This is a genomic window from Corynebacterium riegelii, from assembly GCF_001263755.1.
GTDB classification, from domain to species: Bacteria; Actinomycetota; Actinomycetes; order Mycobacteriales; family Mycobacteriaceae; genus Corynebacterium; species Corynebacterium riegelii.
This window is the reverse complement of record NZ_CP012342.1, coordinates 714,644-728,069: the sequence shown is the minus strand read 5'-3', so window position 1 is coordinate 728,069 and position 13,426 is coordinate 714,644. Positions and strand designations below refer to the sequence as shown.

General features: G+C 57.2%; 10 protein-coding genes. 3 read left to right on the top strand and 7 right to left on the bottom strand.

Annotation, left to right across the window (positions count from 1 at the left end; translation table 11 throughout):
* Nucleotides 1–17: 17 nt before the first annotated feature.
* Complete coding sequence (locus AK829_RS03510) at nt 18–1,748, bottom strand: AMP-binding protein (RefSeq protein WP_052204308.1); 1,731 nt, start codon at nt 1,746–1,748, stop codon at nt 18–20.
* Nucleotides 1,741–2,385: a TetR/AcrR family transcriptional regulator gene (locus AK829_RS03505; RefSeq protein WP_070494958.1), complete on the bottom strand. Its 645-nt coding sequence runs from the start codon at nt 2,383–2,385 to the stop codon at nt 1,741–1,743. The genes AK829_RS03510 and AK829_RS03505 overlap by 8 nt, the downstream gene beginning before the upstream one ends.
* Before the next feature lie 118 nt (nt 2,386–2,503).
* On the opposite strand from AK829_RS03505, the gene AK829_RS03500 reads away from it, so the two are divergent.
* Nucleotides 2,504–3,712, top strand: coding sequence for an acyl-CoA dehydrogenase family protein (locus AK829_RS03500; protein WP_052204306.1), 1,209 nt, complete (start codon nt 2,504–2,506; stop codon nt 3,710–3,712).
* 16 nt (nt 3,713–3,728) lie between these two features.
* On the opposite strand, the gene AK829_RS03495 is transcribed toward AK829_RS03500, so the two are convergent.
* Nucleotides 3,729–4,853, bottom strand: a complete 1,125-nt coding sequence (locus AK829_RS03495; protein ID WP_232305804.1) for an acetoin utilization protein AcuC — start codon at nt 4,851–4,853, stop codon at nt 3,729–3,731.
* Between the two features lie 14 nt (nt 4,854–4,867).
* On the bottom strand, nt 4,868–7,471 hold the full coding sequence (locus AK829_RS03490; protein WP_052204303.1) for a GNAT family N-acetyltransferase: 2,604 nt from the start codon (nt 7,469–7,471) through the stop codon (nt 4,868–4,870).
* Nucleotides 7,472–7,717: 246 nt separating this feature from the next.
* Between AK829_RS03490 and AK829_RS03485 the strand changes: the two genes are divergently transcribed.
* Both AK829_RS03485 and mmsB read left to right on the top strand, forming a co-directional pair.
* The gene (locus tag AK829_RS03485) at nt 7,718–9,235 is read left to right on the top strand and encodes a CoA-acylating methylmalonate-semialdehyde dehydrogenase (RefSeq protein ID WP_052204301.1); all 1,518 of its coding nucleotides are present in this window, start codon (nt 7,718–7,720) and stop codon (nt 9,233–9,235) included.
* A 31-nt stretch (nt 9,236–9,266) separates the two neighbouring features.
* Nucleotides 9,267–10,151 carry a 3-hydroxyisobutyrate dehydrogenase gene (mmsB, locus tag AK829_RS03480; RefSeq protein WP_052204299.1) on the top strand — a complete coding sequence of 295 codons (885 nt, stop codon included), beginning with the start codon at nt 9,267–9,269 and terminating at the stop codon, nt 10,149–10,151.
* Here the strand turns inward: mmsB and AK829_RS03475 are convergent.
* The 3 genes from AK829_RS03475 to pdxS form a co-directional block, all read right to left on the bottom strand.
* Nucleotides 10,148–10,714 carry a TetR/AcrR family transcriptional regulator gene (locus tag AK829_RS03475; RefSeq protein ID WP_052204297.1) on the bottom strand — a complete coding sequence of 189 codons (567 nt, stop codon included), beginning with the start codon at nt 10,712–10,714 and terminating at the stop codon, nt 10,148–10,150. The genes mmsB and AK829_RS03475 overlap by 4 nt on opposite strands.
* A 111-nt stretch (nt 10,715–10,825) precedes the next feature.
* Complete coding sequence (locus AK829_RS03470; protein ID WP_052204295.1) at nt 10,826–12,316, bottom strand: GntP family permease; 1,491 nt, start codon at nt 12,314–12,316, stop codon at nt 10,826–10,828.
* A gap of 193 nt (nt 12,317–12,509) precedes the next feature.
* Nucleotides 12,510–13,385, bottom strand: a complete 876-nt coding sequence (gene pdxS / locus AK829_RS03465) for a pyridoxal 5'-phosphate synthase lyase subunit PdxS (RefSeq protein WP_083439732.1) — start codon at nt 13,383–13,385, stop codon at nt 12,510–12,512.
* Nucleotides 13,386–13,426: the final 41 nt, after the last annotated feature.

The following is a 13,426-nucleotide window of genomic DNA, read 5'->3' as shown; positions in this document are numbered from 1 at the left end:
TGGCTTATCGGGTTATCTCAGCCCTTCAGACTCGGGAAATCAGTGTCGGCGAATTCGGTGGACGCCTTGGTCTCACCACCATCGGCTTCGTGAATCTCTACCTCACGCTTACGCAGGTCCACGCGGCGAATCTTGCCCGAGACAGTCTTAGGCAGTTCGTAGAACTCCAGGCGACGAATACGCTTGTACGGAGCTAAGCCGTCGCGGCAATGCTTCAAAATTGACTCTGCGGTTTCCGCAGTCGGCTCCCAATTAGCAGCCAACGCAACATATGCCTTCGGCACCGCCAAACGGATTGGGTCCGGCGAAGGCACAACCGCCACCTCAGCAACCGCCGGGTGCTCAATTACCACAGACTCAAGCTCAAATGGCGACAGGCGGTAGTCGGAAGCCTTGAACACGTCATCAGCCCGACCAATGTAGGTGATGTAGCCATCCGCATCGCGCTCCGCGGTGTCACCCGTGTGGTAGTAGCCGTCACGGAACGTCTCCGCGTTCTTCTCAGGCTCGTTGTAATAGCCAACGGTCAGGCCCACAGGACGTGGATCCAGTTTGACGCAAATTTCACCCTGGTCACCGATCTCGTCCGTGGCTGGGTCAATCAGGGCGATTTCAAAGCCTGGCAGCGGGCGCCCCATAGAACCAGGCTTAATCTTCTGCCCCGGAGCGTTACCGATCTGCACAGCAGACTCGGTCTGGCCGAAACCGTCACGAACCGGGACCTGCCAATGCTTCTCAATCGTGTTGATCAACTCCGGGTTCAACGGCTCGCCGGCAGCAGCAATCTTCTTTGGCGGGTTCTTCAACCGCGAAAGGTCAGCCTGTACGAGCATGCGCCACACAGTTGGCGGGCAGCAGAAGCTGGTGACACCCTCTGCGTCCATCTTCTCCATCAATGCTGCTGCATCAAAGCGCGTGTAGTTATAGACGTAGATTGTTGCTTCTGCAATCAGCGGTGCGAAGAAGTTCGACCACGTGTGCTTCGCCCAACCAGGTGCTGCAACGTTGAGGTGCACATCATCCTTCTGTAGGCCGATCCAGTACATCGTCGAAAGGTGGCCAACCGGATAGGAGGTGTGGGTGTGCTCTACAAGCTTCGCTCTCGAGGTGGTGCCAGAGGTGAAGTACAGCAGCATCGTCTCGTCTGCCTTTGTCGGCTGCGACTGCTCAAATACCGACGACGCACTGAAGGAATCGTTGTAGCGCAACGTCGGGTGAGCCTGCTGCGCATTAGGATCATCACCACACTGAATGATAGTGAAGTCGCCGGCAACCTCATCAAACTTCACAGCGTCCTCAGCATTGGTGATCACCCAAGAGATCTCAGCGCGTGTTGTGCGATCTTCCAGATCAGCCGCACCGAGCATGACCGTAGCCGGGTTGATAACCAGGCCCGCCTTGATGCAAGCAAGCATGGATTCCCAAAGCTCGACCTGGTTGCCAAGCAGCAGCATGACACGGTCACCACGCTTCGCACCGCTATCCAACAGCCAGTTAGCCACTTGCGAGGAACGGCGTGCTAGATCCTCGTAGGTGCGGCGCGTTTCGGTGCCGTCGATCTCCGTGATCACGAGTGCCTCGCGATCTTTTGATGCAGGATCAGACCCAATCTGGTCCACCCAATCGATAGCGAAGTTGAACTCGTCGAATCGGGGCCATTCAAAGGTCTCGTAGGCCGTCTCATAGTCAAACTGCAGCGACTGGAGCTTGTCGCGAGCTTCACGGAATTGCTGGGTCACGCTAGTCATGGCTTCCTCGATTCTCTTCGGTGTTGTTGGGATTGGGTTGAAGTGCGTGGCTTTGTGATGCTGGTGCCGGGGCAGGCGGGTCGAGGCCGCGCAACACTATTCGCCCGAGCTCCCGGTACGCATCCGGTGTGGCGATCACATCGGAGTACTCCCCCTGCTGAATGTCTTGCATTGAGCGCTGAATCATTCGTGCAGCAAAAGCAGGCTGAATTGAGTTGAACTCTCCAGCCTCAATACCTGTTTCAATACGACGCATGATCTCATCAATTGCCGCCGCAGTGTTTAGGTCATAAACCCGCTGCGCGACCGGCTCCGTTGCCAGATCATGCATGAACTCGGCGCTGGCTGGCTCCAAACACGTACGGATTGCGTCAAAGTACGCGAAGAGAGATTCTGCGTGATTCGCAATCGGGCGTCCAGCAGCTTCGGTGGTTTGCGCGATCTCTTTGAAGAAGCTGATCAGTATCCTTCGCACAATTTCGTCTCGGCTTTTTCCGAACGTGTACAAGGTGGATTTTGAACAGTGATAGCGCTTCGTCGCAGCGTCGATAGTGAAATCGCGAAATCCTTCCTTGAGAAAGTCGGCCAGTATGGCATCGTGCAACGCCTGCTTGCGCGGGGTGAGTGCTTCGGTCATGGCCTTCCTCCTTTCCGTTTTAGAGAAATCGAATTTCGAGACACGGATTTTCCGTTCCTGTACGATTTGTGTCTAAATCGTACACGGCGTGAGCCCATCCGCAGGAAGGTTTGAAAAAATGCCCCCGATTCTCCCCACCAACTCCCCCCAAAATGCCCATCTTGAAGGTGTGAAATTTCCCCACGCAGACATACTCGGCGTCGCTGACCAGCTAAATAGCGACGAGCGCAAAAGGCTGCAGGAAATCCACGAGTTCCTCCAAACCGAAATCCGCCCCGTTGTTGGCGAATACTGGGACCGCGAAGAACTTCCCTTCGAGCTGCTGCCAAAGCTGGCGGCCCAGGGCCTCGGAGAAATTGAGCTGTCCAACACCTCCCGATTGTTCCGCGGCCTTGTATATGCCGAAATCACGCGTGTAGACGTGTCCCTTTCCGCACTCGTAGGCATTCACAACGAACTCAACGTTGGCGTCATCCACACACTTGGCTCTGATGAACAACGCGACAAGTGGCTGCCGGGGCTTCGCAAGTTTGAAAAGCTCGGTGCGTTCGCTCTGACAGAGCCAGACCACGGCTCAGACATTGCAGGAGGGTTGGCAACCACTGCGCAGCGTACTGAGGACGGCTGGATTATCAACGGCCAAAAGCGCTGGATCGGCGCCGGAACAATCGCCGATTTTGCAATCACATTCGCCCGGGACGTTGAAGACCAAGCGGTGAAAGCCTTCATTGTGGAACTCGACAGAGACGGCGTAAGTACCGACAAGATCTCGCGCAAAATGGGCCTGCGCATCATGCAAAACGCAGATATTACCTACGACAATGTGCTCATCCCGCACGAAAACGCTATCCCGGGTGCGCAATCATTCAGCAACGTCAACGATTTCCTCTGTTCTTCGCGCGCCTGGGTTGCATGGCAGGCGGCAGGGCTTCAACTAGGAATTTTCGACGCTGCACGTGAATACGCCCTTACCCGCCAACAGTTTGGAAAGCCACTTGCAAAATTCCAGCTGATCCAGGAGCCGCTGACCCGGATTTTGGGCAACGCGTCGGCATCGTTGGCAATGATGGCTCAAATCGCGCACGTTCAAGAAGAAGGCAAGCTGGAGATGCCTATGGCGGCGATGGCCAAGGCCACAAACACCAGGCTGGCGCGTGAATCAGCCGCGGCAGCCCGAGCGATTGGCGGCGGTAACGGCCTACTGACTCAGCATCACCTATCCAAGATGATGGCGGATGCTGAGGTGCTCTACACCTACGAAGGCACCTACGAGATCAACGCCCTCATCGTCGGGCGTGCAGTGACAGGGCAATCAGCGTTTGTCTAGATCTATATCCTCTAGATCAGCCGTAGGGTTGGATCCCCCAGTACGGGAACACTGCACGGCTTGTCTGAATCAGTGACGTACTGGGACGGGAGGTAAGAACACGCTTGGGGTCGTATTCGGCGAATTGGGTGGTAACGCCGGCGTCGCCAAGCGTGAGGCTCCCGTCCCACCCATTGGGCATGGAGGCTGACGCCTCAAGCTCAACTCCCGCCACAGCCGCAAGAAGCTGCGTCCAAGCACGCGCGACCGAATCGAGTGTGTAGCCTCCCCCGCCCAGCGCAACCCACTTACCGCCCGCATACTGATCAGCCCACACTGCCAAAGAACGATATGCGTGAGCCATGGCGTCAATACTCACCTCAAGGTCAGCCAACGGATCAGCTCGGTGCGGATCCGCGCCGTGCTGCGTAACCAGCAACTCCGGCCGGAACTGCTTCAACAGCGCAGGAATCAGCGAATGAATCCCCTGCAGCCACTCACTATCATCAGCATTCTTGCTCAGCGCAAGGTTCACAGCAGTGCCCTGTGCCCCCTGGCCCCCAATCTCGTGCGCATAGCCTGTATGCGGATACAGATAAATACCCGACTCATGCACCGAGATCGTGAGCACTCTCGGGTCGTCCCAGAAAATCTTCTCCACGCCATCACCGTGGTGTGCGTCCAGATCAATGTAAGCAATACGCGTCGCACCCTGCTCTAACAGCCAGCGGATAGCAATCGCTGCATCGTTATACATGCAAAAGCCTTCCATGCGATCCGCCGCGGCATGGTGTAACCCACCTGCCAGGTTCACTGCACGCCTAGTTTCGCCTTGCCAAACAGCGCGTGCCGCTTCAACAGTGCCCGCCGCAATGCAGGAAGCAACGGTGGAAAGTCCGTGACTGATCGGGTTGTCATCGGTGCCAAGCCCGAAGCGTTTCGCAGCCACCTCCGCACGAGTCGCTTCGATATATTCCCGCGTATGCACTAACTGCAACAATGCGGTGCTGAGGGGCTGGGGGCTGTAAATGTCGAAAAGGTCGAGCATGTGAAAATACTCGGCCACGTTTAGCGCAAGTTTCACCCGATCCGGTCCCATCGGGTGCCCCGGCCCGAGCGAGTAGCGGCGCATCTCCTCGGCATTAATCAGCAGTGGTTTCATGCTCAACGGCTGGCTCATTGCAGTGCCCTCGCCAATGGTTCACGCTCTTGCCCAAGCGGCGCCACACGCAGTCGTGCACCAACCACATGCACCGCATCGATACCTACGATGACAGGGATCAACTCCACCTCAACAACCGCGGCAATATCGTCCTTCAGCTTGGAAAGCTGCAGAAGCACCGACTCAAGGCCGCGGATATCAATCGGTTTCATCCCCGTCTGACCTGTCAGCAACGGGGCGGCCTTCAGATCACTGAGCATGTCCACCACATCATGGCGGCGAAGTGGCGGGATACGCCACGCGACATCCTTGAGCAGCTCCGAAGAGATCCCGGAAACACCGACGCCGACCAGCGGCCCCAGCACCGGGTCCTCTACAGCGCGTATTTTCAGCGAAGCACCCGAAGCCACTTGGCGTTGCACAGCAGGCTGCAACACTCCAGCATCCGAGCCCAAATGGAGCTCCTCGGCCAACTTCTCTAGGGTTTTCCAGGCGTGGGCAAGCTCGTCTTCAGTGTTGATCTGTCGGATCACGGTAGGTAGCTCGGAACGCCCGCGTACCAAGGGGCTCGTTGCTTTTAGCACCACATCCCACCCGTATTTCTCCGAAGCCTGTAGGGCTTCAGCAAAGGTTGGGGTGTCCGTCCAAGGCACAAGGTCAATGCCATACGCCGCCAAAATCTCTGCAGTTTCAGTGTCGCTTGCCCACCGCCCTTCCGGATTTTGGGCAAGAAGCTTGTCGACGACCCCACGCGCCACATCCTCATCACCACTACCCACCAGATCATCAGGGCTTGGACGGATAGCAGCGCGGCGACGCTGATTGTCCAAAATCACGCCGAGCGCTTCCATGGCATCCGCATAATTGTCAAACACTGGCAGTTGCCCCTGCTGCTCTTCGCCCAAGCCAACCCCATAATTCGGCAACCCGATGCCAATAAACGATGCAATCAGTGGCCGCGGCTTACCTTTAGCAGCAAGGGCTGCAAGGTGGGCATAACTTTCCTCCGCGGCAGGTTCGTCGATTTCGACGACGGCGCAGACGATGATGTCCACGTTGGCGTCGTCAAGCAAGAGCTCAACCTGCGAAATCATCCCCTGCACCCCGGTGCCAACCGGCCGCTTCACCACTGGGCGCAACCCAAAACGCTGCGCCGACGCAGCCATCTGCAACGCAAGCCCCGAAGAATTCGAAACCACCGCCACACGACGCCCACGCGGAAGTGGCTGGCGCGCCAGAATCTGCGCGATATCAAACATGGCGTCACGACGATTCACAACCATCGCACCTGACTGTCGGATAACCGCATCAATCGTCTCCGACGATGCCGGTGCCAACCCCGTCTCATTACCCGGAATCGCCGAGCGCAACGCCCTCGACGGCAGAAACACGATCACATACTTCTCAAGCGCCAGCCGGCGCACAATGCGGAAAAACTTACGAGGGTTACCGCCGGAATCCAACGACAACATACAAATATGGGTCCGCTCATCATCAGACCAAAACTGCATGACGTCATTACCAGTAACATCAGCAAACGAACCCGAAGCCAAAAAGACACTCAAGCCAGTGCCCCGCGAAACCGCATGCGACAGCATCACCATGGCCACACCCGAAGACTGCGTGAATAGTCCAACAGACCCCGACCGCGGAACCGGTACCGGCGTAGTGTTCAACCGCACCTCCGGATCCGTATTAATTAACCCGAGAGACGTAGGGCCCAACACACGCAAGCCAACGTCACGAGCTGCCATCACCACAGCACGCGTTTCGTTGCTATTTAGCGGCGGATAGTCACTCGGCGTAGTCAACACCACCCCATGCGCACCCACATCCGCCGCACACTGCATCAAACTATTGAGCTCATGCGGGTCGTGCACTGCCACAACCAAATCAATAGGCTCCGCGACAGCACTGAGAGCGGCAATATCATCAAAAGCGATTACCTCACCTGCGAAATCCGTGACATGAGACGCAACCCGATCGTGCACCCCCACTACTGCGACACGCTGAGGGGTGAGGAGGCGTCGCAAAGAGTTAGCCTCAGCTCGTGTTTCACGACGCTCCATCACCTCCCGCGAAACCTTATTCGGCGAGATCTCAAAATCCACCGTGATCATGCCGTCCTCCAACTCAGGCTTGACCTGGTATCCAGCAGAAATAAACACCTGAGTCATGGTGCGGTTCTGCATCAACATTTCAGCGAAAAAGCGGCTGACGTTGCCCTCTCGGCCGATCTGCGCCAAATGCTCCAACATGATCGGGCCGACACCTTTGCCCTGATGCGAATCCTGCACCAAAAACGAAACATCACCCACACGTGCCGGGAGAAACTGCTGCACAATCGCGTACCCGGCGACAGCAACAATGTCGCCGCGCTCCTCCAACACCAAGGTGACGCGTTCATACCCCTCAATATCTAACCAACGCTGCATGTCACTATCGGACAGCGTTGGATGAGTGCCAAAGAAACGCAGAAACTTCGACTTATCGGAGACACGGTCGTAGAACTGATAGATAGCCTCTTTGTCACCATTATCAATCGCACGAATGGTGGCGATGGACCCGTCGTTCAAAATGACGTCGGCTTCCCAATGTTGTGGCTGGACGTGCAACATGCTCCCACCGTATTCGTTTTCGGCGCCGTGAAAGCGGGAATCAGGACAGAAGTGTATGCCGTTCACCCCGTCACCACTTTGACCATGTCCGAGGATCAGGCCAGTTCGAGCGACCGAAAACTATGTGCATCTCCGAATTTCACGGGGGTAAATGTTGTCCTGTGCAACACAATTGCCGAAGAAGTGAGCGGCGTCACTGTACGATCAACGGCCATACCGTACATATCGATCTGCAGGGAGGAATACATGCGTACCATCCACCACTACGTCAACGGCACCTCATACGAAGGCACATCAGGCCAAACCCAAGACGTATTCTGCCCGTCCACCGGCAAGGTCCAAGCACAAGTCGTCTTGGCAAACAAGGGCGACGTAGACCACGCAATCGCAGAGGCTGCCAAGGCCCAACCCGCATGGGGCAACACCAACCCGCAAAAGCGCATCCGCGTCCTCAACCGCTGGCTGCAACTGATCACCGAAAACATGGATGAGCTGGCCCGCACTCTCGCGCTCGAGCACGGCAAGACCTTCCCCGACGCCAAGGGCGACATCCAACGTGGCCTCGACGTGGTGGAGTTTGCACTCGGCGCCCCGCACCTGCTCAAGGGCGAATATTCCACGCAAGTTGGCACTGGTATTGACACCTACTCCATGCGCCAACCGCTTGGTGTTGTCGCAGGTATCACCCCCTTCAACTTCCCAGCCATGATTCCTCTTTGGAAGGCCGGTCCTGCGTTGGCGGCAGGAAACGCGATGGTGCTCAAGCCTTCCGAGCGCGACCCCTCCGTCCCAGTTCGCCTGGCAGAGCTCTTTGTTGAGGCTGGCGGCCCGCAGGGCGTACTGCAGGTAATCCACGGTGGTAAAGAAGCTGTAGACGCCATCCTGGATTCCGACATCATCCAGGCTGTCGGCTTCGTGGGTTCTACCCCAATCGCACAGTACATTTACACCCGCGCAGCAGAAACCAACAAGCGCGCACAGTGCTTCGGTGGCGCAAAAAACCACGCGATTGTCCTGCCGGATGCAGACATTGAAGCAACAGCCTCCGCGATCGTCGGCGCCGCGTTCGGCTCTGCTGGTGAGCGCTGCATGGCCCTGCCGGTTGTCGTCCCGGTTGGCCAGGAGACTGCCGACAAGCTCGCCGCCTCTATCGCTGAGAAGGCACGCGCGCTGAAGGTTGGCCACTCCTTGGATCCGGAATCTGACTACGGCCCCCTGGTAACTCAGGATTCACTGGATCGAGTCAATCGCATCGTGTCCGAGGGAGTCGAGGCCGGAGCTACTTTGCTTGTCGACGGCCGCGAGTGGACCTTCACCGACAAGACCTTCGACGGCGAATCCTTAGCCGAAGGCTTCTACGCTGGCCCGACGTTTTTCGATAACGTCACGACCGACATGGACCTCTACACTGTCGAAATTTTCGGCCCGGTCCTGGCCATGGTTCGCGCGAACACACTTGAGGAAGCTACCGCACTGGCTACCAACCACGAGTACGGAAACGGTGTGGCAATCTTCACCCAAAACGGTGGAGCAGCCCGCGAGTTCGCCCGCAATGTCCAGGTAGGCATGGTTGGCATCAACGTTCCGATTCCGGTGCCAATCGCCTACCACACCTTCGGCGGCTGGAAGGCGTCCGGCTTCGGCGATCTAAACCAGCACGGACCAGACTCCTTCCGCTTCTACACCAAAACCAAGACCGTTACTCAGGCATGGCCCCAGGCTGAAGACGCTGGCCCACAGTTCACCATGCCGCTGATGAACTAGTCCACCCCACTCAACGAAAAGGAATAAAGCAATGAGCACAATCGCGTTTATTGGTTTAGGCAACATGGGTGTGCCGATGGCTGCCAACCTGGCCAAACATGGTGAAATTGTCCGCGGGTTCGATGTTGTCGATGAGGCTCGTGCGCGTGCGAAAGAGCTAGGCATCGAGGTTTTTGAGACCGCTGAAGAGGCCGCCAAAGGCGCCGAACTGGTTTTCACCAGCCTGCCCAACGGAGGTCTGGTGAAGAAGGTCATCGTATCCCTTCTGGAAGCTGATCCGACACCGAAGATTTACATCGACCTATCTACCATCGCGGTCGCAGAGGCGCAGGAAGTGGCCGACCTTATTGCTAAGGCTGGCTCCCGTTTCTTGGACGCACCAGTTTCCGGTGGCATAACTGGCGCCCAGGCGGGCACCCTTGCACTGATGGTCGGCGGGCCAGAAGACCTGTTCAACGAGGTCAAGCCGATCCTGCACCACATCGGCAAATCAGTTACGCACACCGGTGACACCAGCACCGGTCAGGCTGTGAAGGCGTGCAACAACATGATCCTCGCCATCCAGCAGATCGCAGTCGCTGAAGCGCTTGTACTGGGCCAGCGCTTGGGACTGTCGCCGCAGGCATTTTTCGACGTGGTGTCGAACGCAACCGGCAACTCCTGGTCCTTGTCTGTCAACGCGCCGGTTCCCGATATTGTCCCGACATCGCCAGCAAACAACGACTTTAAGCCGGGTTTTGCGGCTGCACTGATGTTGAAAGACCTCAAACTTGCTATGGCTGCAGCGGATCAAACCGGCACGGACACCGTGTTAGGCCGTATTGCTACTGAGCAGTTCACGGATTTTGTTGATGAAGGCCACGGAGGGCTGGACTTCTCCGCAATTATTAAGGCAGTTGAAGGCAGGAAGGCCTAATCCGACAGTGACGCGCCGTTGATAATCTTCTGCACGATCGGCGCGTAATGATCAACCAACGATTGCGTCGAATGCGCCTCAACACCAGCATTGCCTAATCGACGCATCAACGAAAGCCCCACCAGCAACGCCATCGCGGACTGCGCGCGCAGTTCAGGTGCCGGATGCGGGTGGGGCGCTTCTGTGCGTATACGATCGGCCAAAACCTCGATCAGGTCACTTCGCACCCGCGAGCCGATAGCCGTCAAGCTTTCGTCCTCACCACTGGCCACCGAGATAGTGCGTGCGATGGAATACGGCGCATGCACGGGGGCCGATAGGGTCTCGATAATAGAGGTCTCCCCAAGCCTTTCAAATGGGCCAGCGAAGAGCCTCAGGGAAGAGTCCTGGAAGTCCACAGTCGCAGCGAACAATCCTGGCTTACTGCCGAAATGCTTGACCACCAACGCGACTGACACACCAGCTGTTGTAGCAACGTCCTTCAATGAAACGTTCGCGTACGTGTTCTGGCTAAATAGCCTCCGCGCCTCGACCAGAATGCGATCCCTGGCGGATTCAACCATATTTCTTGGCCTCCTTGCTCCGAGCAATAGTAATCGATTACCCACGGCAAAAAGGGGAAAACGAGGTAGGCCGAACGAGTATCGGTCTACCTCAAATGGTGCGGATGGAGATTAGAGGCCCAGAAGCGTCCAACCGCCGACCATGATGAGCAACGTAGTAAGCGGAATGACGATAGTGACTACCGCGATGTCCTTGTATGACAGTTTGTGTGTCATACCGCAAACAATCAGCATGGTCAGCACTGAACCGTTGTGCGGCAGCGAATCGAAGGAAACGGATGCCATTGCAGTGATCCGGTGCATCAGTTCCATAGAAATGCCTTGTTCTGTTGCCATTTGCGCAAGTTGGCTGCCGAGTGTCTCCATGGTGATGGACAAACCACCAGACGAGGAGCCAGTGATACCAGAAATCGCAGCGGTAGAGACCGTGGAGACCAACAAAGCGTTGTCCGAAATATTGAGCATATTCTCTTTCACCACGTTAAACACCACGAGTGAAGCGATAACTGCGCCGTAGCCAACCTCTGACGCTGTGGTAAGGCAGGGCAAGATCGCGTTCTTCGCACCGTCGGAAAGCTCACTGAGGCTCTCTTTGACCCGGGCCGGGAACATGGCAACGATCACGACTACTGCCAAGGCCAAAGCGATGGTTGGAGACCAAATTCCCAACAGTGCATCGATGCTGGTCTTGCCGTACTTATCCTCGGCAAGGTAATCCGTATCCAGCATTCCTGCTACCCCGTAGACCATGACAAAGTTGGTAGCAACGACAACCAGGATGGGCAGCAGGCCCATCAGGCCTTGAACAGCGACGGACGGTTCCGTATCGGACTTGGCTCGCGTGCCGATTCGGCCCCCGGATTGGCCCTCGAAGGACTCGCCACCGATTTCAACCTTCCCGTCGGTGTTTTCCCCGATACCGGCCGGCGTTTCGACGACATTGCCGTTCTTATCAATTGGGTCATAGCCTTCGCCCGTGCGATTGAGCTGTTTGATGCGGAATTCCAGCCACACCGTGCCAGCCACGAACATGATTAGTGACGCGATGAGGCCAAAAACCGGAGCCGCGTAGACGTTTGTTCCGAAGTAGCTTGTAGGGATTGCATTGTGGATCTGCGGGGAACCCGGCAGGCCGGCTAGTGCGTAGGTGATGGTTCCAAATGCGATTGCCGCTGGCATGAGTCGTTTCGGAACGTTTGCTTCCCGGAACAGCGCGGTCGCAATTGGCACGATGGTAAACGCCACCACCCAAGCTGAGACGCCGCCGTAAGCAAGCAGTGAGGTGGCGACCACGGTGGACAGCATGGCGCGTTTAGGCCCGAAGAGTGCGGTGATGCCGCGTGCGAGGTATCGAGCTAGGCCTGTGGAGGTCATGAGGTAGCCAAATATTGCCCCGAACATAAACAGCGGGAAATATTTGGTTACAAAACCACCAAGCGCCGGCATGAAGATCTGTGTGTAGGTGCCCATGATGGGTTGACCTGCGAAGAGCAGTGCGACAAGCGAGGCAAAGGGAGCGACGACTACAACCGAGTGGCCGCGGTATGCGAGGACAACCAGGATGACTAGCGAGAGCAGGACACCCAGAAACGAAATAACCATTCGTACTCCTTGGTGAGGCGGCTGTTGACTTGCCGAGACTGTAAGTCACCGCACTGTTGACTACCGCCAGAATCGGTATGCCAACTCACCATTCACCCCTAGTGTGTCCTGCATTACATCACGCAAGCTGGTGGTGAAAACTCAACGTGCACCTGGTGAGAGGGTGAACGTGGTTCACTGACCGTGGTGCGGCTTACCAGCCACGTTCAGCTAGACGGTGCGGTGCCGGCAGGTCGGAGACGTTGATGCCGACCATGGCCTCGCCCAGGCCGCGGGAGACCTCGGTAACCGTCGCGATGTCCTGCCAGTTGCGTGTGGCCTTGACTACGGCCTTTGCGCGCGCCTCTGGGTTGCCGGACTTGAAAATGCCGGACCCTACGAAAACGCCATCAGCGCCGAGCTCCATCATGAACGCGGCATCCGCCGGAGTGGATACGCCACCGGCAACCAGGAGCGGGACGGGCAACTTACCGTCCTCCGCCGTCTTGGCAACGAGCCCGTACGGTGCCTGCAGTTCCTTTGCAGCAACGTAGAGTTCGTCGCGATTGTTGCGCCACATGGCGGTCAACGCGCTGATCTCGCCCTTGATTATGCGAATGTGCTTGACGGCCTCGGACACATCACCGGTGCCGGCTTCGCCCTTGGAACGGATCATGGCAGCGCCTTCGTTAATGCGACGCAGCGCTTCCCCGAGGTTGGTTGCGCCGCAGACAAACGGCACGTTGAAGCTGCGCTTGTCAATGTGGTTGACGTAATCGGCGGGGCTTAGGACCTCGGATTCGTCGATGTAGTCCACCCCGAGGTGCTCAAGAATTCGTGCCTCCATGGCGTGGCCGATGCGTGCCTTGGCCATGACGGGAATGTTGACGGCGGCGATGATGCCGTCGATGAGATCGGGGTCGCTCATGCGTGCCACGCCGCCCTGTGCGCGGATGTCTGCAGGGACTCGCTCGAGTGCCATGACCGCGACGGCGCCGGCGTCTTCCGCGATCTTCGCCTGCTCTGGGGTGACCACATCCATGATCACGCCGCCGAGGAATTGTTGGTTCAGTTCAGAAAAATCAGCCATAGTCATACCTTGCTGGCCCAACTGGTAAGTTCCAAGTGCCA